We start from the raw sequence: 23,373 nt of genomic DNA on the forward strand, positions 1-23,373 counted from the left end.
TGCCGGATGGCGCTGCGCTTATCCGGCCTGGGACGGTTGCTACCTGTAGGCCCGGTAAGCGCAGCGCCACCGGGCATTGTTTTACGCTGTACGTTTATGTGGATTCAGTGTCTTTAGCGGAGCGGCACCGGCGTCGCATTTGGCTGGCAGCAGCAGCGCCATCAGCGCGGCCATAGCCAGTGAGATAGCCAGGCAGTAAACCCCCGCATCTTTGCTATACAGGGTGATGAGTACGCCGACCGCATAAGGACCGCAGAAGCCGCCGAGGTTGCCCAGCGCGTTGATGACTCCACGCGCGCCACCGGCCATTTCCGCACTGAACAAACGCGCCGGAATGGTCCAGAACACGCCCGCTGCCGATTGCAGGAAGAAGCCGCAGCCGACCAGCGCGGCATAAGCCAGCCAGACGTTATTTTTCAGCGCCACGGAAAGGAACATGCACAGGGCAAAGCCAATCAACGGCAGGCAGACGAACAGCTTGCGTTTACCGGTGCGGTCAGAGAGAAAAGAGAACAGGAACATCCCGGCAATGGCCCCGACGTACGGCAGAATGGCGAGCATACCGACCTGTCCCATGCTGCTGTGCGTCAACTCTTTGAGGATGGTCGGCAGCCACAGGGTGTAACCGTAAATCCCGGTCTGATAGAAGAAGTTCAGCGCGATGAGCTGCCACATGGTTTTATCGGAAAGCACCGCGCCCAGAGAGGCATTTTTGACTTCCGTTCCGGCAATGGCTTTTTGCTCGGCGGCCAGCGTTTCGACCAGGTAATTTTTCTCGGCCTCAGAGATCCAGCGCGCCTCCTGTGGACGGTCGTAAACGGTATAGGCCCACAACACCAGTACAACGACGGAAAGCAAACCTTCAATGATGAACAGCCAGCGCCAGTCGAGAACGGTGATAATCCAGCCCGAGAGCGGAGCGGTAATGATCCCGGCAATCGGCACAAACATAATCACAATCGCATTGGCGCGACCACGCTCGGCGTCGGGGAACCAGTTACTGATCATCGTCAGCACCACCGGCAGCATGCCGCCTTCGGCAACGCCGAGTAAAAAGCGCAGAACCAGCAGTTGGTACTGATTAGTGATTAACCCCGTGAGGACGGAAATAACCGCCCAGGCAACCAGCGACCAGCCGATAAATTTCTTGCCGCTACCGTGAACGGCAATTTTTCCGCCGGGAACCTGTAAAAACAGATAACCGATAAAGAAAATACCGCCAGCCAGTCCTGCCATGGTGGCGGAAATACCTAATTCCTCATCCATTCCGCCCGGCATCGCGAAAGCGATATTGACGCGGTCCATATAAGAAATAATACAGGCGATGAGAATAGGTGGAATAATCCGCAGCCAGCGCTGACGGGGTATATCTTTGAGTGTAGGGCGAGAGGTCATGTTCATATTAATATTCTCGTAGAGTAGTATTTTATTTTTATAGTTTTGCTTTATTTAATGCGGCGATACCGTCGCGCAATATTGCTACGCGATGGTTCACATCTGCATTGGCGTTTATTTCCAGCAATTTAATACCGGCAAATTGCAGTGGTTCGGCTTCTGCACAGGCGAATAATTCGCGGGCATGGTCGGTGGTCATCAGGCTTTGTGGGCAGAATGGGGCAAACGGCGCGTGTAAGTCCTGCCACTCACCGTATTCCCCCGCAAGCGTGGTACCGGAGAACATCAGCGCGCCCAGTTTTCCAGCCCGTTTGGCCTGCTGCGTGTGGTCCAGCGCCAGGGCGGGATTCTGCCCTTCAATGGTCGATCGCGCCCAGTTAATGCACACGCTGATGTCATACCCGGCAATGACCTCCAGCACATTGTCTAACGGCAGAAAGCCTTTGCGCGGCGCAATGCCGGTCATGGCGTCGCAATGTTCCAGCACCAGATCGCAGGACCAGTCCCAGGAGGTAATTTCTTTCAGCGAACGGGCAAACGCGTCGGTGGCCTGCGCAACATTTGGGTTGCTGGCATTGGGGGCGGCATGCAGTTCCAGCGCAATCACTTTTCCGGCGTGTGCCGTATTGATATGGTTGATTTTCTGCTGCAGATGACGGTAATACGCCACGCAGGCTTTACGCTGTTCTTCGTCGCTGGAGGCCAGCCCAAAAGCGCTGTTTGCGCCGCGACGGCGCATGGTTTCCATAATGGCGGTGACTACGATTTGCCAGTCGCCCGGCGTATGACGTAATAACCATTCGTCGCCTAACGGGTGAAGATGTTCAAGGCAGGGCTGCTCCAGACCGCGAATATCCGGAGTATCGGCGAGCTGTCGCCAGAATTCCTTCTCTTCCTCTTCACTCTTTTGGTGAAATGAGGGTGCACAGGGGTACGCACCGATAATATAACCGGCATTATTAACGCTCATGTTGTGCTCCTTTTTATAAAACTGAAATAGCAACCTTCACGACTATTTTGCGGATCGGCGTGGCGACAGTTTTATGACATGCAGGGCGATGAACATCCTGCGGGAAAAATATGGCATAACTTCCCGGAATCATTTCAATGAAAGATTCATGTTCGCTGGCGTGATAAAAAATAATATCGCGCTGTTCTAATAATGATTCGCTGATTTGGTTATTCCCGGTATCAATCGCGATCCCGATTTTCTCTTCGCCCCAGGCCAGAAATTGAATATCCAGGTAGCGGCGATGCACCTCCGGGCGATTTTCGGCAACGTCACGCGTGGTTAAATCGATAACCTGCGCGAAGATATTTTTACCGTCGATTTCTACCACACCCGGTTCCAGATTGCGGAAATCTGTGCTGCGCAGAAAGTCGAGTGCCCTTTCAATCGCCGCGGGTAAACGACATGGGTTAGGCTGAGCAATATGTCCGAAGATCATGGTGTTGCTCCTTACAGGGCCTGAATTTTGGCCCAGACGCTGTCATCAACGGTGATACCGTTGCGGCGGTTTTCTTCCAGCAGCTTTGTAAACTCGTGGCCCGGCAGGCGGACAGGTGTGTTTTCATCGGCGCGTTCGGCGGAGGTGATGAAATCCATAATGCGCTGCAGTTTGGCGTCGCGGGTGGCGCCGTCGATAAGCTTATCCACTTCAATGGCGATAAAAATCTGTGAAACGCCATATTCATCGCTGTTGTCCTGGGTGACCTCGGCCACGGAAGAACCGTCTGAAAGCAGGGTGGCGATCATATCCAGCACAATCGACAGACCTGAACCTTTCCAGTAACCCATTGGTAAAATGCGGCGGTTTTTTTCGATAACGCCCGGCTCTTTAGTGAGATTGCCTTCATCATCAAAGCCACCATCTACCGGCAGTTCGCGACCGGCCAAGCGATTCACTTCCAGCATGCCGTAGGAGAACATCGACATCGACATATCAACCATGGTGATTGGCGATGAGGGGATCGCGACGATCAACGGGTTAGTACCAATGCGGCACTCTTTCGAACCCCACGGCGGCATGACGGCAATCGAGTTAGTCCAGCAGATACCGATGTAACCTTTCTCCGCCGCCTGCCAGCCATAGCTGCCGCCGCGCATCCAGTGGTTGGCGTTACGCAGTGCGACCAGGCCAATACCGTGATCGGAGGCCAGCTCAATGGCTCTGTCCATCATCTTTTTCGCCGTCAGATTTCCGATCGAACGCTGGGCATCCCATTGTTCAATCGCTCCCAGGCTAGTAATGCGTTGCGGTTTGGCCTCAGGAATGATGTCGCCGTTATCTAATTGCTGAATAAAACGAGGAAAACGATTCACGCCGTGTGAATACACGCCGGACTCGGTGGTGCGCGCAAACATTTCGGCACAGGCATCGGCGGTTTCAACGGCGATACCGCGTGCCAGCAGTACCCGATTGAACGCATCTTTCAACTGCTCAAAAGTGACTTTCATTCCTGTTTCCTTGTTTAAATTTGATCGCTTTTTTATCTCTAAATTTCACTATGCGAAATCTGATTTCAAATATAGCGATCAAATTTTGACAGATCAACGGGGTGGTCTATTTTTTAAAATCATCAAAATCAAATAGTTGTGTTTTTTCGGTTCAGATCGTGAACTGAAACACACTTTGCGCTACCATCAGAGCGCGACGAAAAGGGGAGCGGAAGCGATGGGCACAAAAGAGAGTGAAATGACGCAAGACAAAGAGAGGCCAGCCGGAAGTCAGAGCCTGTTCCGTGGTTTGATGTTGATTGAGATTCTGAGTAACTATCCGAATGGGTGCCCGTTGGCGCATTTGTCTGAACTGGCAGGGCTGAACAAAAGTACTGTGCATCGACTCCTGCAAGGGCTGCAATCCTGTGGGTATGTCACCCCCGCGCCAGCGGCAGGGAGTTATCGCCTGACCACCAAATTTATTGCCGTGGGTCAGAAGGCGTTGTCGTCACTGAACATCATCCATGTTGCTGCGCCGCACCTCGAAGCGCTGAATATCGCCACCGGTGAAACCATCAACTTCTCAAGCCGTGAAGATGACCACGCGATTCTGATTTATAAGCTGGAACCGACGACGGGCATGCTGCGTACCCGCGCTTATATCGGCCAACATATGCCGCTGTATTGCTCGGCGATGGGTAAAATTTACATGGCGTTTGGGCATGCGGATTATGTGGAAGCCTACTGGGAGAGCCATCAGGATCTTATTCAGCCCCTGACCCGCAATACCATTACCGGTTTACCGGCGATGTACGACGAATTGGCGCAGATCCGCGAAAGCAGTATGGCGATGGATCGGGAAGAGAACGAACTGGGCGTTTCCTGTATTGCCGTGCCGGTGTTTGATATTCATGGTCGGGTGCCGTACGCGGTGTCAATTTCACTCTCTACCTCGCGACTTAAGCAGATAGGGGAAAAAAATCTACTCAAGCCACTACGGGAAACCGCGCAGGCGATTTCAAATGAGCTGGGTTTTACCGTTCGCGATTAGGCAGAGATCCATAGTTATTCAGGCACCTGACACTATTTAACCGTTTCCCCTGTCCGATCAAAGCGACAAGGGCGACCTCTCTGGCACTCTGTGGTTTTCACGCAGAGGGAGGGGACAATGAACGCGTTTATTATGGCGGATGCGGCAAAATGTATTGGGTGTCGTACCTGCGAAGTTGCCTGCGTCGTCGCGCACCAGCAAAACCAGGACTGTGCGTCGGTCTCTTCTTCTGCGTTTATACCGCGGATTCGGGTAATCAAAGATGACACCTTTACAACGGCGGTCGCCTGCCATCAATGCGAAGACGCTCCCTGTGCGAATGTTTGCCCAACGCACGCCATTCGTCGTGAACATGGGCATATCTTCGTTGAACAGACACGTTGTATTGGTTGTAAAAGCTGTATGCTGGCCTGCCCGTTTGGGGCAATGAATGTCGTTGCCCGTTCGTCGCGGGTGCAGGCGATAAAATGCGATTTGTGCTGGCATCGTGAGACGGGGCCTGCGTGCGTAGAAGCCTGCCCGACCAGCGCGTTGCAGTGTATTGATGCCGTCAGTATTCAGCGACAGCGTCTGCGTTCACAACCGCTGTGAAGTGAGCCCGACCCGCACTTGGGTCGGGTTTGCGTTAGCCTTCCAGCCAGGCGCGTTCGATCTCTTCAGCCAGAATCTTCACGCCAGCTTCGATTTTCTCTGGTTCTGGCACGTAGTTCATCCGCATGCACTGATGGGTATGTGGCCAGGGTTTATCCAGCCCCGGGAAGAAGTAGTCACCGGGAACCATCAGTACGCCGCGCGCTTTCAGGCGCTGATACAGCAGTTCAGTAGTAATGGGCAAATCTTTGAACCACAGCCAAAGAAAAATCGCGCCCTCTGGTTTATGGATAAGGCAGCGATCTTCTGACAAGTAGCGGCGAATAATCGCAATCGTCTCCTGAACGCGCTGATAGTAAAACGGTTTAATTACCGTTTCGGACAGGCGCAGTAGATCGTTACGTTTAATCATCTCGCACATCATCGCCGGTCCCATCCCGCCAGGAGCAAGGCTGATGATGCCGTTCATATTGGTAATCGCAGTGATGATTTTTTCATTGGCGATAATGATGCCGCAGCGGGAACCTGGCAGGCCCAGCTTGGAAAGGCTCATGCACAGCACAATGTTGGGGTTCCACAGTGGACGCGCTTCGCTAAAGATGATGCCAGGGAATGGTACGCCATAGGCGTTATCAATCACCAGCGGGATCCCATGCTGGTTGGCCAGCCGGTCCAGCTTCATCAGCTCGTCGTCTGTGATCACGTTGCCTGTCGGGTTAGTCGGGCGTGACACGCAGATCATCCCCGTCTCTTCACCGATGTGCAGGTGTTCAAAATCAACGTGATACTTAAACTGGCCTTCCGGTAACAGTTCGATGTTCGGACGCGCGGAGACGAAAAGATCTTCTTCTAGCCCGGAATCGGCATAGCCAATGTATTCCGGGGCTAATGGGAATAACACTTTTTGCGTTGTTCCGTCAGCGCGGCGTCCGGCGAACAGATTGAATAAGTAGAAAAACGCGCTCTGACTGCCATTTGTCAGTGCAATATTTTGTGGCTCGATATCCCAACCCTGCTTCTCACGTAGCAGTTTCGCCAACTCAGACAGGAGCTCGGTTTTCCCTTGCGGACCGTCATAATTGCAAAGCGCATCAGCGGCTTTGCCGTTTGCCAGCATATCTGTCAGCAGAGACTGGAAGTAATTTTGCATCTCTGGAATTTGCGCCGGATTACCACCGCCGAGCATGATGGCGCCTGGGGTGCGTAAACCGTCGTTGAGGTCCTCCATCAGGCGGGTGATGCCTGAATGGCGGGTAAATTTGTCGCCAAAAAGTGAGAATGTCATAGCAGGGGGTCTGTCGAACTGAGTAGTAAAGTGGCTAACCATAGCGCTACCCATGGCAGGGTGCAAATCAGGGGAAGCGGACCGGATTGATGTTTTGTGCTGCAGATGTTTGCCTGGCTGGTTTTTTATTTTGTGTTGGGCTTCCCGCCGTATGCACAGCGGGAAGCCTGTTGGGATCAGGGCTGGCCGGCCCACACCACCATCACCTTATCGTCGTCATGCTCGCGGATAAATCCGTATCCCTGCTTCAGGGTAAGCGTAGTCTGTTTACCGGCGCCGATGGCGGGATGTCTGGCTCGGAACTGACTGATGCGCTGCCAGTGTGCGACGCTGGCAGCAGATTTCCCGCTCACATCCTGCCAGTTCATTTCTGAGCGCGTGCCCTGCAATGGGTCTGAACCTGTTGGTCCAAAGGGTCGGGCCGACTCGTCGCCGTAAAAGAGTTGTACCGCGCCAGGCGCCAGCAGCAATAGCTCGGCGGCTTTGTCTCCACCTTCGCGAAACAGACGCGTATCGTGCGAGGAGAGATAGCTCAGGACGTTGAAATCCTGCAGTTTTTCAGCCATTTGTTGCCAGGTGACATCCATATTTGCCAGACAATCGACGGCCTTTGCCGCCTGCTCCTGATAGTCGAAATTGATCATCGCATCAAAGCCGTGACGGTAATAGTCGCTTTGCATCACGCCGTGACCCCAGGCCTCGCCGGTCATCCAGAAAGGTTTATCATCCAGCGCTTTATCCGGGTTGGCTTTCTTCCATTCAGCCAGCGCTGCGCTGGCCTGTGTTTTTAATTGCTGCCAGGCGGGAAGCTCGACGTGTTTGGCGGTATCAACCCGAAAGCCGTCAATCCCGTAATCACGCACCCACTGGCTGAGCCAGTGCGTCAGATAATCGCGGGGCGTGTAACCGGCGATAGCTTTAGCGTGCGTATCTGGTTTGTGCTGATAAAAGTTTGGCAGCCCGGAAGGCGTGGTGGATTCGGTTTTCAGATCGGGCAGGAAGGCCAGTGACATGGTCAGGTCGTCAAAGCCAGGATTGTCGTAATCGCCAATATCGGTACGGATCCAGTTTTTCCCCCACCATTTTTCCCAACCTGTTTTATCGCTGAAGTTGATGTAATCATTAAAGCTGTGCCAGCTTTGCCCGGCGGCTGGCTTCCAGTCCGTCCAGCGTTCACCGAGCGTGTTTTTCAGTTCATCGCCCGACAAGTACAGCGCCCCAAACTGATACTCCTGCATATCCGCCAGCGTGGCGTAGCCGGTATGATTCATGACGACATCGAACAGGATACGAATGCCGCGCTGGTGCGCACCGTCAACCAGGGCACGCAGGTCAGCTTCATTACCCATATTCGCATCGAGCGTAGTCCAGTCCTGAGTGTAATAGCCGTGATAAGCGTAGTGGGGGAAATCGCCTTTGGTGCCACCGCCGACCCAACCGTGAATTTGCTCAAACGGTGCGCTGATCCACAAGGCGTTGACGCCCAACTGTTGCAGGTAGTCGAGTTTACTGGTGAGTCCGCGCAAATCGCCACCGTGGAAAGTGCCAATTTCCTGCATGCCGTCGTTGCGACGTCCGTAGCTGTGGTCGTTGCCTGGGTCACCATTTACAAAGCGATCCGTCAGAACGAAATACACCGTAGCGTTATGCCAGTCGAAAGCAGCCGGGGCATCGGTTTCCGCCCGTTCCAGCAGCAACAGCCCGTTACTGGCTGCGGCAGGCTGTAGGGTAATCGACCCATTCTTTACCGTTGCCGTTTGTTTGCTGTAGTAATCGCGCACCACGGCACCTTCCGGAAAGGTCTGGCTCACATCCAGTGTTAACGGCGAACCATCCCATTTCGGGCACTGGCGAATCTGGGTCGTGACAGGGTCTGCGGCGCTTTTTACCGAGAGCATCAACGTTGGCGTTCCGGAGCGAGTATCGACTTCCAGCGTGTAATCGCCGTCTTTGAATAAACGCCACTGCGGCGGCGCGCCTTCACACGGTTTTAGCGATAGCATCTGGTTGAGTTTTATCGCATCAGCAGGCTGCCAGCACTGTTGGTCAAAATTTAGGATTAAAGGACGAGTACCCTTCGTCAACGCTGCATGGCTGACGAATTTACCCGTACCTTCCGCTTCGAAGGTGGGGAGTCCCTGAGAAGTCCATGATGAGGCGATGGCAATGCCGGGCATGAGCGCCAGCGCAACGGCGGCAAGTTTCATAATGCTGTCCTTGGTGCTGCTGTTTTCGCCAGTTTGCCAGTGAAATCAGGCTGGAAACTCATCCTTTGAGTCGATTCCGCCAGGAGGAGAAGTGAGGGTGAGCGATCGCGTTCAAAAAATGAACTTATTTTGCGATAACCTCCACATTTTCTTCGAATTAATGGCACCCTGAACCGTTAATGCGTGACATAGTTTCAGAATTGGACTATTCCTTTGGGTGCTCTTGACGGCTATTTTTGATATGATTTGAGATTCATCTCTCATTTTTGTGAAAAATATAAGGTGTTGGAATGTATAAATCCGACCAGGAGACCTAATGATATTGACTCCCATTCGACGATATGGGGCAATGATTCTTATGTTACTCACCGTTGCATTTTCGGGTGAGGTGCTGGCAAAGACACACACGGCGACAACGAGTCACAAGCCCCAGATAACCAAGGCAAGTAATAAACAGGTTAGCAGTAAACAAGAGTATTCTCGCAATAGTGCAAAGAGTAGTTCACTTCCTGATTTGCGAAAATACCCTTCCGGAACACCAAGGAAAAAAGCGTTTCTCCGGACGGTTATGCCTTATATTACCAGTCAAAATGCTGCCATTACTGCGGACCGTAACTGGCTGATTTCAAAACAGTACCAGAACCGCTGGTCACCGACTGAGCGTACGCGTATGAAAGACATCGCGAAGCGCTACAAGGTGAGCTGGTCTGGCAACACGCGTAAAATTCCGTGGAATACGCTGCTTGAGCGCGTAGACATTATCCCGACCAGTATGGTGGCAACCATGGCTGCGGCCGAAAGCGGCTGGGGTACGTCGAAGCTGGCGCGTAGCAATAACAACCTGTTTGGCATGAAATGTGGCAAAGGTCGTTGTAACAATGCCCCAGGTAAGGTGAAAGGCTACTCACAGTTTGAATCGGTGAAAGAGTCGGTGAATGCTTACGTCATCAACCTGAACACGCACCCGGCTTACTCTTCTTTCCGTAAATCACGTGCGCAGCTGCGTAAAGCCGATCAGGAAGTCACCGCTACCGCGATGATCCATAAGCTGAAGGGTTATTCCACTAAAGGACAGAGCTACAACAACTATCTGTTCGCAATGTATCAGGATAACCAGCGTTTAATCGCCGCGCATATGTAATTCTGTGTGCCGGATGGCGGCTTCGCCGTATCCGGCAATAATCCTCACAGCAACACTTCGCTGTTCACATCGCGATACTCTTTTGGCGTCGTGTCGTACTCTTTCTTGAAGACCGAATAGAAATACTGCAGAGACGGATAGCCACACATCTGTGAAATTTCGTTGATTGAAAGCGTGGTAGAAATCAACAGACTGCGCGCTTTTTCCAGCTTTTCGGCATGAATCACGGCGTGGATAGTCTCTCCGACCTCTTCTTTAAAACGCTTCTCCAGATTTGAACGTGAAATCCCTACTGAATCAAGAACTTGCTCAACCTTAATCCCTTTGCAGGCATGATTGCGGATAAAGTGCATCGCCTGAATAACGGCAGGATCGGTCAAGGAGCGGTAATCGGTTGAGCGCCGCTCAACCACGCGCACCGGAGGAACCAGAATGCGTTGCAGCGGCAGCGCCTCATTCGCCAGCAAGCGGTGCAGGAGTTTTGCGGCCTGGTAGCCCATCTGCCGGGCTCCCTGAGCCACGGATGACAGCGCTACCCGTGATAAGTAACGGGTCAGTTCTTCGTTATCTATTCCTATCACGCATAGCTTTTCCGGTACCGGAATATGTAGGTGCTCGCAGACTTGCAGGACGTGTCGTGCCCGCGCGTCGGTGACCGCGATAATGCCGGTTTGCGGCGGCAACGTTTGGAGCCAGTCTGCCAGACGATTTTGCGCGTGCTGCCAGTTTTCCGGCGCAGTTTCCAGCCCCTGGTAGACGACGCCGCGGTACTTTTCTTTAGCCACCAACTGGCAAAAGGCATATTCACGTTCTGCGGCCCAGCGTTTACCGCTTGAGGAAGGCAGGCCGTAAAACGCAAAACGGTTAACCCCTTTCTCTTTCAGATGCAGAAAAGCGCTTTCTACCAGCGCGTGGTTGTCGGTAGCAATGTAATGTACCGGGGGGTAATCTTGCTCCCGATGGTAGGAACCCCCAACGCCGATGATCGGAACATCGACATCGGCAAGTAATTGCGCAATGTCATCATCGTCATAATCGGCAATAACGCCATCGCCTAACCAGTCTTTAATATTATCGATACGGGCGCGGAAATCTTCCTCAATGAATATATCCCACTCGGATTGCGATGCCTGTAAATATTCACCCACTCCTTCTACCACCTGACGGTCATAGGCTTTATTGGCATTGAATAACAGAGTGATGCGGTGACGTTTATCAAACATAAGAACCTGTCCTGGAAAGGTTAACGTGGGCCTGTCGATACTAGCAAAACCGCCGGTACGACTGCTTGATGAAGCGTGACAAATTTCCTGATTGCCTGAGGCCAGGCAAAATTTACATACTGTCAGCGGGATGACAATTGTCATTTTTCATCTGCGCATTACGGTTTTTTGTTTAATGGCTAACCTTCGATCGCGATCGCTTTTTTATTTCGTTTTTCAGCGCGTTTTTTTGGGAGCCAGCGCACGTTTGGGTATTCTCTTAATAGCGGTGTGAAATAACGTAATTGAGCAATAAATCAGGAAATTCCAGTATAGCCATATCGCAGTTTACTTACCGTATTACCTGATTATGGAGCTTATTATGCCGGCTTATTTTGACCAACTCGATCGTGTTCGTTTTGAAGGTACTCAATCCACTAACCCGCTCGCATTTCGCCATTACAATCCTGACGAAATCGTGTTGGGCAAACGTATGGAAGATCATCTGCGTTTTGCTGCCTGCTACTGGCATACCTTCTGCTGGAACGGTGCGGATATGTTCGGTATGGGGGCTTTCGATCGTCCGTGGCAGCAGCCTGGTGAAGCACTGGCGCTGGCGAAACGCAAGGCGGACGTGGCATTTGAGTTCTTCCACAAGCTGAACGTGCCTTACTACTGCTTCCATGATGTGGATGTCTCGCCTGAAGGGGCTTCACTGAAAGAGTACAAAAACAACTTTGCGCAGATGGTTGATGTGCTGGCGGCAAAACAGGAACAGAGCGGCGTGAAGCTGCTGTGGGGAACAGCAAACTGCTTTACCAACCCACGCTACGGCGCGGGTGCGGCTACGAACCCTGATCCGGAAGTATTCAGCTGGGCCGCCACGCAGGTGGTTACGGCCATGGATGCCACGCACAAGTTAGGCGGTGAAAACTACGTTCTGTGGGGTGGTCGTGAAGGCTATGAGACGCTGCTGAATACCGATCTGCGTCAGGAACGTGAGCAAATTGGTCGCTTCATGCAACTGGTGGTGGAACACAAACACAAAACCGGTTTCCAGGGCACTTTGCTTATCGAGCCGAAACCGCAGGAACCGACCAAGCACCAGTACGACTACGATGCGGCGACCGTCTACGGCTTCCTCAAGCAGTTCGGTCTGGAAAAAGAGATCAAACTGAATATCGAAGCTAACCATGCCACGCTGGCGGGCCACTCGTTCCATCACGAAATCGCCACCGCTATCGCGCTGGGTCTGTTTGGCTCTGTTGATGCCAACCGTGGTGACGCGCAACTGGGCTGGGACACTGATCAGTTCCCGAACAGCGTAGAAGAGAACGCGCTGGTGATGTACGAAATCCTGAAGGCGGGCGGCTTCACCACTGGTGGCCTGAACTTCGATGCCAAAGTGCGTCGTCAGAGTACCGATAAATATGATCTGTTCTATGGTCATATTGGCGCGATGGATACCATGGCACTGTCGTTGAAAATTGCGGCCCGTATGATTGAAGACGGTGGTCTGGATCAGCGCGTGGCAAAACGTTATGCCGGTTGGAATGGTGAGCTGGGCCAGCAAATTCTGAAAGGGCAGATGACGCTGACGGAAATTGCGCAGTACGCTGAACAACATAACCTGGCGCCGGTGCACCAGAGCGGTCATCAGGAATTGCTGGAAAATCTGGTGAACCATTATTTGTTCGACAAATAACGGGTTTCTGAGAACGTCCGTAAGCCCGGTCAGCTCGCGCTACCGGGCCTTTCTTTAAGGAACGATGCCTTATGTATATCGGGATAGATCTTGGCACATCAGGCGTGAAGGCCATCCTGCTCAACGAGCAGGGGGATGTGGTCGCTTCGCACACGGAGAAACTCACCGTCTCGCGCCCGTATCCGTTATGGTCTGAACAAGACCCTGAGCAGTGGTGGTCGGCAACGGATCGGGCTGTGAAAGCATTGGGCCTGCAGCATTCACTCCGCGAGGTGAAAGCGTTGGGGATTGCCGGACAGATGCACGGCGCGACGCTACTGGATGAGCAACAGAATATATTGCGTCCGGCTATTCTGTGGAACGATGGTCGCTGCGCGCAAGAGTGCGTCATGCTTGAGGAGCGGGTTCCGCAGTCGCGTGCCATCACCGGCAACCTGATGATGCCTGGCTTTACCGCGCCAAAGCTGCTGTGGGTGCAGCGCCACGAACCGGAGATTTTCAGGCGGGTTGATAAAGTCCTGCTGCCGAAAGATTACCTGCGTTTGCGCATGACCGGTGATTTTGCCAGCGATATGTCTGATGCGGCAGGGACAATGTGGCTGGATGTCGCGAAGCGTGACTGGAGCGATGTCATGCTGGCTGCCTGTAAACTGACTCGCGCACATATGCCTGCGCTCTATGAAGGCAGCGAGATTACCGGAACCTTGTTGCCAGACGTCGCTAAAGCCTGGGGAATGCAGGAGGTTGCGGTTGTTGCCGGAGGTGGTGATAACGCGGCGGGGGCGGTTGGCGTAGGCATGATGAATGCCGGTCAGGCGATGCTTTCGCTGGGGACATCCGGTGTCTATTTTGCGGTGAGTGATGGTTTCCTTAGCAAACCGGAAAGTGCGGTTCACAGTTTTTGCCATGCTTTGCCTGAGCGATGGCATCTGATGTCTGTGATGTTAAGTGCGGCATCGTGTCTGGACTGGGCGGCAAAATTAACCGGACTGGCGAGCGTTCCTGCATTGATTGACGCTGCGCAACAGGCTGATGAACTCGCGGAGCCGGTCTGGTTTTTACCTTATCTTTCCGGTGAACGTACGCCGCATAACAATCCGCAGGCCAAGGGCGTATTTTTCGGTCTGACGCATCAGCATGGTCCGGCAGAACTGGCGCAGGCGGTGCTGGAAGGTGTGGGGTTTGCGCTGGCTGACGGTATGGACGTAGTACATGCCTGCGGCGTGCAGCCCGCCAGCATTACGTTGATTGGCGGCGGGGCGCGCAGCGAATACTGGCGTCAGATGCTATCTGACATCAGCGGATTGCAGCTGGATTATCGTACCGGCGGTGATGTCGGCCCTGCACTTGGTGCGGCGCGACTGGCGCAAATTGCCATGAATCCGCAGCGGCCTTTATCAGATCTTCTGCCTCAGCTTACGCTGGAACAAGCGCATTATCCTGACGCCGGGCGCCACGCGCTTTACCAACAACGTCGGGAAACCTTCCGCCGAATCTACCTGCAATTGCAACCGCTGATGTCCTGATCCTCGTTCCCCTCTGGTAAACAGAGGGGATTTATCAAATGTATATTTCAATCCAATAAATAGTTAGTACGCATGGATTTATTCTGAAAGTCCGGCGTAGTGCCATTTTTCTGTGTTGTCTTTAGCGGGTTATTCATATTGTATCCATGATGGATAAGGAGATCCCAATGAAGACGACAAGGCTGTTGCCATGGATGTTATTTCTCTCAGGCATACTGACTTACAGTATTGGCTTATGGCGGGCATGCCCGTTATTGAGTGGCAAAGGCTATTTTTTCGGCGTGCTGATGACGGGAATGTTTGTGACATATGTTTATCAGCGTGCTGAAAATCTCGATCAGAGCGACGATTGCTTCGCCTCTGTATGTCAAATGGTCACACTCATCACGATAGGGTTGCTGCTGGTGGGCGTCTGGAACGCCCCGTTATCGCCCCTCGAAAAAGGGCTGTATCCGGTGGCATTCATCATATGTTTACTGGGGCAAGTTTTGTTGCTACGTCTGCAAAATATGGGGGATTAACTCACCAGCCTGCGCGTATCGATGCGCTGCAACAGTATGGACAACAGTAAACTGCCTGCCAGCGTGGCGCTGAAAATCCACAGCATATCCAGCGGTGGCCAGTTTTTGAGTTCAATTCCGTTGGTTCGTAGTGCGTGAATGATCAGCGCATGAAAACCATAAATGCCCAATGAATGGCGAGAAATAAGGCCCAGTAGCGGCAGAGTACGTGTGCTGAGCGTATTTTTGACCAGCGTCAGGAGTGAGACGGCGCAAATAAATACCGCAGGGCCGCAGTAGAGGTACCAGGTGTCGGCAAAATTGCCTCGCCAGCGCAGTTCATGCAATGTGCCACGAGAAATAATAAATACTGCGGTAATGAATAACGCCGCACAGAGCCAGCTGAGCGCGCGCTTTTGCGTATCCATCATGCCAATCGCCCGGCCCAGCATGCCGTACAGGATGTAATAGAAGGTGTCGCCGCTGATGTACAGGTTAATGGGTAGCCATTCAAAACCGCCAATTTTTTGCGAGACGGTATTGGGATTGGCAATCACGCCTATCACCACCATCAACGCCAGCAGCATCTTGCCGCTGATATTTTTCACCTGTATCAGCGGAGAAACCAGGTAGATGACGGCGATCGCGAAGAAAAACCACAGATGATAGAACACCGGCTTTTGCAGCAGGTTCTTCAGCGACAGCTCAGCGTTGATCGAGGTAAACAGCAGGATATAGGCCAGCGCCACGCTGCTGTAAAACAGAATGCAGAGCGTGATGCGCAGGAAATGGCGCGGTTTGGCGCTACGCTCGCCAAAAAACAGATAACCCGAAATCATAAAGAACAGCGGGACGCTGACGCGAGAGGCTGAATTGAGCACGTTAGCCAGATCCCAATTCAACGGGCTGACGCTTTGCGCATTGGTGATGTACCAGGTCGTGGTGTGGATCATCACGACCATTAAACAGGCTATCCCGCGCAGGTTATCAATCCAGAAAATTTTGGGCTGCATCAGTTCCTCTGTGTCCATTAAAAAAAGTCTGACCGATATTTTGCGAACGTAGCTCACTGGAATAATCCGAGTTCTTACGCTAAAGCTTGAGATGGTCTGATGAGATTCTCAAAATAGGATCTGTTTCCAGACACTAATAATAAGACTGACCAGCAAACCAGGCGGTAATAAAATGATGATGAAGTATTTCTTTCCCACAATCGCTACCCTTTTGCTGGTAGCGTGCGCTGACACACAACCGTCTGCACCCGCGCAGAAAGCGCAAAAGGTTAAGGTCAGTGCCACACGTTCGCTGGATATGGAGTCATTGTGCAAAAATGAGGCGGCGCAACGCTACAACACTGGCGCGCAGAAAATTGATATCTCCGGCCTGGAGCAATTCCAGGGCAGCTATGAGATGCGTGGTTCTACCTTCCGTAAAGAGAGTTTTGTCTGTTCTTTTGATGCAGACGGGCAGTTTTTGCACCTTTCCATGCGCTAAGTTCCCCCTTTTTCCCGTTTCGTACTGTATATCTTGCAGCCAGCGGGTATACTGATCGCTTCCTTTAAATCCACACGTATCCAGCACGAAATAATATGCAAAAGTTTGATACCAGGACCTTCCAGGGCTTGATCCTGACCTTACAGGATTACTGGGCTCGCCAGGGCTGCACCATTGTTCAACCATTGGACATGGAAGTCGGCGCGGGAACATCTCACCCAATGACCTGCCTGCGTGCGCTGGGGCCGGAACCGATGGCGACTGCTTATGTGCAGCCTTCCCGTCGTCCGACCGATGGCCGCTATGGCGAAAACCCGAACCGCTTACAGCACTACTATCAGTTCCAGGTAGTGATTAAGCCGTCACCGGACAACATTCAGGAGCTGTACCTGGGTTCTCTGAAAGAGCTGGGTATGGACCCGACCATTCACGATATTCGTTTCGTGGAAGATAACTGGGAAAACCCGACGCTGGGTGCCTGGGGTCTGGGTTGGGAAGTGTGGCTGAACGGCATGGAAGTGACTCAGTTCACCTACTTCCAGCAGGTTGGTGGTCTGGAATGTAAACCAGTAACCGGGGAAATTACCTACGGTCTGGAACGTCTGGCCATGTACATTCAGGGCGTAGACAGCGTTTACGACCTGGTCTGGAGCGACGGCCCGCTGGGTAAAACCACTTACGGTGACGTGTTCCATCAGAACGAAGTGGAGCAATCCACCTACAACTTTGAATACGCCGACGTGGACTTCCTGTTCACCTGCTTCGAGCAGTACGAGAAAGAAGCGCAGCAGCTGCTGGCGCTGGAAAATCCGCTGCCGCTGCCTGCGTATGAACGTATTCTGAAAGCCGCCCATAGCTTCAACCTGCTGGATGCGCGTAAAGCCATCTCCGTCACCGAGCGTCAGCGCTATATCCTGCGCATTCGCACCCTGACCAAAGCAGTGGCAGAAGCTTACTACGCTTCCCGTGAAGCCCTTGGCTTCCCGATGTGCAACAAAGACAAATAAGAGGCGGCCATGTCTGAGAAAACTTTTCTGGTGGAAATCGGCACTGAAGAGCTGCCACCAAAAGCACTGCGCAGCCTGGCTGAGTCCTTTGCTGCAAACTTTACCGCGGAGCTGGACAACGCTGGCATCGCGCACGGCAACGTTGAGTGGTTTGCTGCACCGCGTCGCCTGGCGCTGAAAGTCGCGAATCTGGCGGAATCTCAACCCGATCGTGAAGTTGAAAAACGTGGTCCGGCCATTGCCCAGGCGTTTGACGCTGAAGGCAAACCGAGCAAAGCGGCAGAAGGTTGGGCACGTGGCTGCGGCATCACGGTTGATCAGGCTGAGCGTCTGACTACCGACAAAGGCGAATGGTTGCTGTATCGCGCACATGTGAAAGGCGAAAGCGCTGAAACGCTGCTGCCAAACATGATCGCCACTTCGCTTGCGAAGCTGCCGATCCCGAAACTGATGCGCTGGGGCGCGTCTGACGTTCACTTCGTGCGTCCGGTTCACACCGTGACTCTGCTGCTGGGCGACAAAGTGATTCCGGCAACGATTCTGGGCATTCAGTCCGATCGCGTGATCCGTGGACACCGCTTTATGGGCGAGCCGGAATTCATTATCGATTCTGCCGATCAGTATCCGGAAATCCTGCGTGAGCGAGGCAAAGTCATTGCGGATTACGCTGAGCGTAAAGCGAAAATCAAAGCCGATGCTGAAGAAGCGGCGCGTAAGATTGGCGGTAACGCTGACCTGAGCGAAAGCCTGCTGGAAGAAGTCACCTCGCTGGTAGAATGGCCGGTAGTGCTTACCGCGAAATTCGAAGAGAAATTCCTCGCTGTTCCGTCTGAAGCGCTGGTACACACCATGAAAGGTGACCAGAAGTACTTCCCGGTTTATGCGAACGACGGCAAATTGCTGCCGAACTTTATCTTCGTTGCCAACATCGAATCGAAAGATCCGACCCAGATTATCTCCGGTAACGAGAAGGTTGTTCGTCCGCGTCTGGCGGATGCCGAGTTCTTCTTCAATACCGACCGTAAAAAACGCCTGGAAGACCATCTGCCGCGTCTGCAAACCGTGCTGTTCCAACAGCAACTGGGTACGCTGCGCGATAAGACTGACCGTATCCAGGCGCTGGCGGGCTGGATTGCTGGTCAAATTGGCGCTGACGTTAACCACGCAACGCGTGCTGGCCTGCTGTCCAAGTGCGACCTGATGACCAACATGGTCTTCGAGTTCACCGACACTCAGGGCGTGATGGGAATGCACTACGCGCGTCACGATGGCGAAGCGGAAGATGTCGCTGTGGCGCTGAACGAGCAGTATCAGCCGCGTTTTGCCGGTGATGACCTGCCGTCTAACCCGGTGGCTTGTGCCGTGGCGATTGCTGACAAGATGGACACCCTGGCGGGTATCTTCGGTATTGGTCAGCATCCGAAAGGCGACAAAGACCCGTTTGCGCTGCGTCGTGCTGCGCTGGGCGTGCTGCGTATCATCGTTGAGAAGAACCTGAATCTGGATCTGCAAACGCTGACGGAAGAGGCTGTTCGTCTGTATGGCGACAAGCTGACCAACGCCAACGTGGTGGATGACGTTATCGACTTTATGCTTGGTCGCTTCCGCGCCTGGTATCAGGACGAAGGTTATACCGTCGATACCATTCAGGCCGTGCTGGCGCGTCGTCCGACTCGTCCGGCTGATTTCGACGCACGTATGAAGGCGGTTTCGCACTTCCGTACACTGGAGGCCGCGTCCGCGCTGGCTGCCGCGAACAAACGTGTATCGAACATCCTGGCGAAGTCTGAAGAAACGCTGAATGACCGTGTGAATGCGGCAACGCTGAAAGAGCCGGAAGAAATTGCGCTGGCGATGCAGGTTGTGGTGCTGCGCGATAAGCTGGAGCCTGTTTTCGCCGCTGGCCATTACCAGGAAGCGCTGGTTGAGTTAGCGGAACTGCGTGAGCCGGTTGATGCGTTCTTCGAGAAAGTGATGGTCAACGTAGAAGATAAAGATCTGCGTATCAACCGTCTCTCCATGCTCGAAAAACTGCGCGAACTGTTCCTGCGCGTGGCGGATATTTCGCTGCTACAGTAACGGTCCTGAGCTGACTTAGAAAATGCCGGATGGCGGCTTCGCCTTATCCGGCCTACGAGATAAACACCAGTAGGCCGGATAAGCATTGCGCCATCCGGCATTTTTTTATGTTGTTAGCGCAGCTGTAATTTAGTCAGACAGGTCTGGCTGTCTTCCATGGTCTTAATGGGATACTCCGCTTTTTTGCCGTTGTAGCTTACTGCGATGGTGCCTGCCATATTGCGCGGTAGCCAAACCCCGACGAAGCCATTTCGACCGCTCTTCATCTCTTTTTGTAGCACTACATCACCCTTGTTATCCGTCACTTTGACATTGAATGTCTTCTCCGGCATTTCGCCCTGGCAACCGGAAAGGCTGTGGTTGAAGCAAGGATGTGTTTGCCATTCATAAGGGGCAAATGACAGATAGAACTTGTCACCGAGCGGCAGGGTATAGATCTGATCGCCTGAAGAGAGCTTCAGTTCAGTGCTGGTGACGGATGCCGAGTAGGGCAGTGGGCGGCTCTGTGGAGACTGGTCAATGGCCTCGACGATTTGCTCGACGGATTTTCCGCTGAGCCCGTGTTCCGCCAAAAAAGTGGCTTCAGGGGTTGCGGCGAACGCGCTACCGGTGGTGAGTAAACCTAAAACCAGCAGTAATGAGGATTTCGACATAGCTTCAATTCCTTGTGAACGTTGTGGAATACAGACTGGCTCACTATAAAGCTTGCCCTTAGGGAAAGGTCAAAGGGGCGGCGGGTAAAGTAATGCAAAGACGCGTGTGGGCGAGGCGTTTTAAGAAGTACAGATAAAAAAAATCCCCGCCGTTTGGCAGGGATTCAGAATCTTGAGCTTTTTAAGCTTACAGGCTGGTTACGTTGCCAGCTGCCGGGCCTTTAGCGCCGCTTTCGATGGTGAAGGAAACTTTCTGACCTTCGTCCAGAGATTTGTAGCCATCGTTCTGGATAGCAGAGAAGTGTACGAACACGTCTTTAGAGCCATCGTCAGGAGTGATGAAGCCGAAACCTTTGTCAGCGTTGAACCATTTTACGATACCAGTCATTTTACCGGACATAGTGTATTACCTTTTAAAAAATAAGTGTGCCTTTCGGCGATATGGCGTGCTTTACAGATTTTTTAACAGTAAAGGAAATGCTCACTACGAAGGGTATCAACGATAACTCTTGAAGGGACTTGCCTTACTAACTGCTGTAATGGTCTGTACGTCAAACCGTTGAGGGCATTAACTCATTTTACGCATGTGGATGCAACTACTATTTTCTTTTTTGTGGATAACCTTCGTAAGGGAACGGCCCCGTTACAGGACCGTTTTTAAGCAAAATTGAAAAATAGTTCAATCCATCAGTTGCTTACTTAATCTTGGATCTGCCTGGATCAGGCGCATTAACTTCAATTCGGTAGTGGAAGGCTTTACGCGTTTAGACTCCCATTCATGAACCATCGCGACTGTCACGCCCATTACTCGGGCAAAATCATCTGTTTTTAAACCTGTCCCTCGTCGTAACTGTTCAAATTCGGTGAAAGGGTTGGTTTTTTGCGTCAGAGTGACCGTCTGCGATACATCTTTAAAAACAATCTGCTCCAGACTGCTCAGCAGTTCAAACATAGGATCTTTGTATTCCATTGAGAACTCCTACAAATCACACAGCGGGATCGTGAATTTCTTCGAAGCTCATTAAGAGTAGTCGCAAAAAATGAAGTCGGATTCGGGGTTTGAGAGTTGGATTCGTTTCAGCAGATCGCAGGTGACAATCTGTTACTGGCTAACAAACTGATAAAGGTCGGGATCTCCGAACGATCGATTCCGATTGTAAAGATGACTAAAATATGACGCCGAGTAGTAAATGCAGCATTGTTTAGCAAAACGAACGGTGGTGGGAACGGTTATTTTCCCCCACAAGATTATGCGGAAAGGGTATCTTGCGGGGCTGACCTGGACTATCCTTGTTAACGTCAGGCACGCGGGTGTCGTTGTGCGCATTTTTGGGTGAAAGGAGTATTAAAATGGCGACAGGTAAGTCCTGCTCTCGCTGGTTTGCGCCTGTTTTGGCGCTCTTAATGGTAGTTGGCCTGAGTGGGTGTTTTGATAAAGAAGGCGATCAACGTAAAGCGTTTATCGATTTTCTGCAGAATACTGCAATGCGTAGCGGAGAGCGTTTACCAACGCTGACCGCCGATCAGAAAAAACAGTTTGGCCCGTTTGTGTCCGATTACGCGATTCTGTATGGCTATTCGCAGCAGGTTAATCAGGCGATGGACTCCGGTCTACGTCCGGTGGTTGATAGCGTAAATGCGATTCGTGTTCCTCAGGATTATGTGACTCAGCGTGAGCCGCTGCGTCAGGCAAATGGTGCGCTAGGTGTATTAGGGCAACAGTTGCAGAATGCGAAACTACAGGCAGATGCTGCGCATGGCGCGCTGAAGCAGGGCGAAGATCTGAAGCCGGTCTTTGACCAGGTTTACAATAAAGTCGTTACTGTACCTGCAGAGGCGTTACAGCCGCTGATCCCTGCAGCGCAAATCTTCACGCAGCAGTTAGTGCAGGTTGGTGATTTTGTGGCGCAGCAGGATACGCAGGTGAGCTTTGTCGCCAACGGTATCCAGTTCCCAACGTCACAGCAGGCAAGTCAGTACAACACGCTGATTGGCCCGTTGGCTGCTCAACATCAGGCATTTAACCAGGCCTGGACTGCTGCGGTGAATGCCGCTCAGTAATTAAGCCGCTGTAAGATATGAAGGGCCGGGTGAGTGTAAGCGCTACCCGGCCTTTTGTTTATCGCGCGACCTGCGGGTTTACGCAGTTCTTCTCAACGCGTCCTTGCAGCGCATCGATTAAGTTATCCACCGCACAGGCCGCCATGTTATAGCGCGTTTCGTGCGTGGCTGAACCAATGTGCGGCACAGCAACCACGTTTGGCAGCGACAGCAGCGGTGAGTCTGCCGGTAATGGCTCCTGCTCAAACACATCCAGGCCAGCGGCATGAATTTCGCCGTTTTGCAGGGCGGCAATCAGTGCTTTTTCATCGACCACCGGCCCACGTCCGGCGTTAATGAAAATGGCGGAAGACTTCATTTTGGCAAACTGTTCGGTGCTGAACAGATGATGCGTTTCGTCGGTTAACGGCAGGATCAGGCAGACAAAATCGGATTCTTGTAACAGCGTATCGAGGTCGCAGTAGCGCGCATTGAAGCGTTCTTCTGCTTCCTGATGATGACGGCGCGCATTATAGAGAATCGGCATGCTAAAGCCGAAATGCGCACGTTGTGCCAGCGCCAGCCCAATGCGGCCCATGCCGACAATCCCCAGCGTTTTGTGGTGCACATCCGTACCGAACCAGTCCGGCCCGATACTTTTGGTCCATTCACCGACCTTCACCCGTTCAGCCACTTCTACCACGCGGCGAGCGGTGCTTAACACCAGCGCCATCACCGTATCGGCGACGGTTTCTGTCAGTACGGTTGGCGTGTGCATCAACAGCACCTTACGCGCGTTAAGGGCATCGACGTCGAAGTTGTCATAGCCGACGGAAATCGTGGAGGTCGCACGCAGTTTCGGCATTTTCTCCAGTAGAGCGGTATTGACGGCTTCACTGGAGCCCAGCAGACCTTCCGCATTGGCAAAAGCCTCAGCGTGCTGTGCGACCGTTTCCGGGCGCAGGTTAGGCACCTGAGTCACAGTAAAATGCTCTTCCAGGCGATGCAGTAAATCGTCAGGTAACGCTTTATAGAGAATAATGGACGGCTTCATGCG

22 protein-coding genes are annotated in these 23,373 nt (G+C 52.6%); 10 read left to right on the forward strand and 12 right to left on the reverse strand.

The window, feature by feature from the left end; translation table 11 throughout:
* Positions 1-81: 81 nt before the first annotated feature.
* From GFB57_RS05415 to yiaK, 4 genes are read right to left on the reverse strand one after another with little or no spacing between them, the layout of a single operon-like run.
* Complete coding sequence (locus GFB57_RS05415; protein WP_003024226.1) at positions 82-1,401, reverse strand: MFS transporter; 1,320 nt, start codon at positions 1,399-1,401, stop codon at positions 82-84.
* 31 nt (positions 1,402-1,432) lie between these two features.
* Positions 1,433-2,365, reverse strand: coding sequence for a DUF4862 family protein (locus tag GFB57_RS05420; protein ID WP_003024231.1), 933 nt, complete (start codon positions 2,363-2,365; stop codon positions 1,433-1,435).
* Positions 2,366-2,378: 13 nt separating this feature from the next.
* Entirely contained in the window at positions 2,379-2,843 is a 465-nt protein-coding gene (locus tag GFB57_RS05425) for a YhcH/YjgK/YiaL family protein (protein WP_003024232.1), read from the reverse strand.
* An 11-nt stretch (positions 2,844-2,854) separates the two neighbouring features.
* Positions 2,855-3,853 carry a 3-dehydro-L-gulonate 2-dehydrogenase gene (yiaK, locus tag GFB57_RS05430; protein ID WP_003024235.1) on the reverse strand — a complete coding sequence of 333 codons (999 nt, stop codon included), beginning with the start codon at positions 3,851-3,853 and terminating at the stop codon, positions 2,855-2,857.
* A gap of 217 nt (positions 3,854-4,070) precedes the next feature.
* Here yiaK and yiaJ point away from each other — a divergent pair, with 217 nt between their 5' ends.
* Together yiaJ and GFB57_RS05440 are read left to right on the forward strand one after the other, a co-directional pair.
* Entirely contained in the window at positions 4,071-4,886 is an 816-nt protein-coding gene (gene yiaJ, locus GFB57_RS05435) for an IclR family transcriptional regulator YiaJ (RefSeq protein WP_003024237.1), read from the forward strand.
* Between the two features lie 117 nt (positions 4,887-5,003).
* Positions 5,004-5,477, forward strand: a complete 474-nt coding sequence (locus GFB57_RS05440; RefSeq protein ID WP_003024240.1) for a 4Fe-4S dicluster domain-containing protein — start codon at positions 5,004-5,006, stop codon at positions 5,475-5,477.
* Between the two features lie 34 nt (positions 5,478-5,511).
* On the opposite strand, the gene avtA is transcribed toward GFB57_RS05440, so the two are convergent.
* The gene (avtA, locus tag GFB57_RS05445) at positions 5,512-6,762 is read right to left on the reverse strand and encodes a valine--pyruvate transaminase (protein ID WP_003024242.1); all 1,251 of its coding nucleotides are present in this window, start codon (positions 6,760-6,762) and stop codon (positions 5,512-5,514) included.
* 176 nt (positions 6,763-6,938) lie between these two features.
* A complete protein-coding gene (gene malS / locus GFB57_RS05450) occupies positions 6,939-8,969 on the reverse strand; it encodes an alpha-amylase (protein ID WP_003024245.1) in 2,031 nt (676 codons plus the stop codon).
* 316 nt (positions 8,970-9,285) lie between these two features.
* Between malS and GFB57_RS05455 the strand changes: the two genes are divergently transcribed.
* Positions 9,286-10,110 (forward strand): protein bax, encoded by an 825-nt coding sequence (locus GFB57_RS05455; RefSeq protein WP_003024247.1) that lies wholly within the window; start codon positions 9,286-9,288, stop codon positions 10,108-10,110.
* Positions 10,111-10,154: 44 nt separating this feature from the next.
* Here the strand turns inward: GFB57_RS05455 and xylR are convergent, their stop codons facing one another.
* A complete protein-coding gene (gene xylR / locus GFB57_RS05460) occupies positions 10,155-11,333 on the reverse strand; it encodes a D-xylose utilization transcriptional activator XylR (protein WP_003024250.1) in 1,179 nt (392 codons plus the stop codon).
* A gap of 361 nt (positions 11,334-11,694) precedes the next feature.
* Between xylR and xylA the strand changes: the two genes are divergently transcribed.
* The 3 genes from xylA (at position 11,695) to yiaB (ending at position 15,064) form a co-directional block, all read left to right on the forward strand.
* Positions 11,695-13,017, forward strand: coding sequence for a xylose isomerase (gene xylA / locus GFB57_RS05465; RefSeq protein WP_003024252.1), 1,323 nt, complete (start codon positions 11,695-11,697; stop codon positions 13,015-13,017).
* 71 nt (positions 13,018-13,088) lie between these two features.
* Positions 13,089-14,543 carry a xylulokinase gene (gene xylB, locus GFB57_RS05470; RefSeq protein WP_003024254.1) on the forward strand — a complete coding sequence of 485 codons (1,455 nt, stop codon included), beginning with the start codon at positions 13,089-13,091 and terminating at the stop codon, positions 14,541-14,543.
* 167 nt (positions 14,544-14,710) lie between these two features.
* Positions 14,711-15,064, forward strand: a complete 354-nt coding sequence (gene yiaB, locus GFB57_RS05475; RefSeq protein WP_003024257.1) for an inner membrane protein YiaB — start codon at positions 14,711-14,713, stop codon at positions 15,062-15,064.
* Here yiaB and GFB57_RS05480 read toward each other — a convergent pair.
* Complete coding sequence (locus GFB57_RS05480; RefSeq protein ID WP_003024258.1) at positions 15,061-16,056, reverse strand: acyltransferase; 996 nt, start codon at positions 16,054-16,056, stop codon at positions 15,061-15,063. The two genes, yiaB and GFB57_RS05480, sit on opposite strands and share 4 nt — an antisense overlap.
* A 172-nt stretch (positions 16,057-16,228) precedes the next feature.
* On the opposite strand from GFB57_RS05480, the gene GFB57_RS05485 reads away from it, so the two are divergent.
* From GFB57_RS05485 to glyS, 3 genes are all read left to right on the forward strand, one after another.
* Complete coding sequence (locus GFB57_RS05485) at positions 16,229-16,537, forward strand: YsaB family lipoprotein (RefSeq protein WP_003024259.1); 309 nt, start codon at positions 16,229-16,231, stop codon at positions 16,535-16,537.
* A gap of 95 nt (positions 16,538-16,632) precedes the next feature.
* Complete coding sequence (gene glyQ / locus GFB57_RS05490; protein WP_001168551.1) at positions 16,633-17,544, forward strand: glycine--tRNA ligase subunit alpha; 912 nt, start codon at positions 16,633-16,635, stop codon at positions 17,542-17,544.
* Positions 17,545-17,553: 9 nt separating this feature from the next.
* Positions 17,554-19,623 carry a glycine--tRNA ligase subunit beta gene (gene glyS / locus GFB57_RS05495; RefSeq protein ID WP_003024265.1) on the forward strand — a complete coding sequence of 690 codons (2,070 nt, stop codon included), beginning with the start codon at positions 17,554-17,556 and terminating at the stop codon, positions 19,621-19,623.
* A 113-nt stretch (positions 19,624-19,736) separates the two neighbouring features.
* On the opposite strand, the gene cueP is transcribed toward glyS, so the two are convergent.
* From cueP to GFB57_RS05510, 3 genes are all read right to left on the reverse strand, one after another.
* Positions 19,737-20,276: a copper-binding periplasmic metallochaperone CueP gene (cueP, locus tag GFB57_RS05500; protein WP_003024269.1), complete on the reverse strand. Its 540-nt coding sequence runs from the start codon at positions 20,274-20,276 to the stop codon at positions 19,737-19,739.
* Between the two features lie 187 nt (positions 20,277-20,463).
* Positions 20,464-20,676: an RNA chaperone/antiterminator CspA gene (gene cspA / locus GFB57_RS05505; RefSeq protein ID WP_000014594.1), complete on the reverse strand. Its 213-nt coding sequence runs from the start codon at positions 20,674-20,676 to the stop codon at positions 20,464-20,466.
* A 279-nt stretch (positions 20,677-20,955) separates the two neighbouring features.
* Positions 20,956-21,246: an HTH-type transcriptional regulator gene (locus tag GFB57_RS05510; protein WP_003024273.1), complete on the reverse strand. Its 291-nt coding sequence runs from the start codon at positions 21,244-21,246 to the stop codon at positions 20,956-20,958.
* 380 nt (positions 21,247-21,626) lie between these two features.
* Between GFB57_RS05510 and GFB57_RS05515 the strand changes: the two genes are divergently transcribed.
* On the forward strand, positions 21,627-22,337 hold the full coding sequence (locus GFB57_RS05515; protein WP_003024276.1) for a DUF3053 domain-containing protein: 711 nt from the start codon (positions 21,627-21,629) through the stop codon (positions 22,335-22,337).
* Positions 22,338-22,395: 58 nt separating this feature from the next.
* Here the strand turns inward: GFB57_RS05515 and ghrB are convergent, their stop codons facing one another.
* Entirely contained in the window at positions 22,396-23,370 is a 975-nt protein-coding gene (gene ghrB / locus GFB57_RS05520) for a glyoxylate/hydroxypyruvate reductase GhrB (RefSeq protein WP_003024278.1), read from the reverse strand.
* Positions 23,371-23,373 lie beyond the last annotated feature (3 nt).

The organism is Citrobacter sp. S39 (genome assembly GCF_009495675.1).
Classification (GTDB): Bacteria; Pseudomonadota; Gammaproteobacteria; order Enterobacterales; family Enterobacteriaceae; genus Citrobacter; species Citrobacter freundii.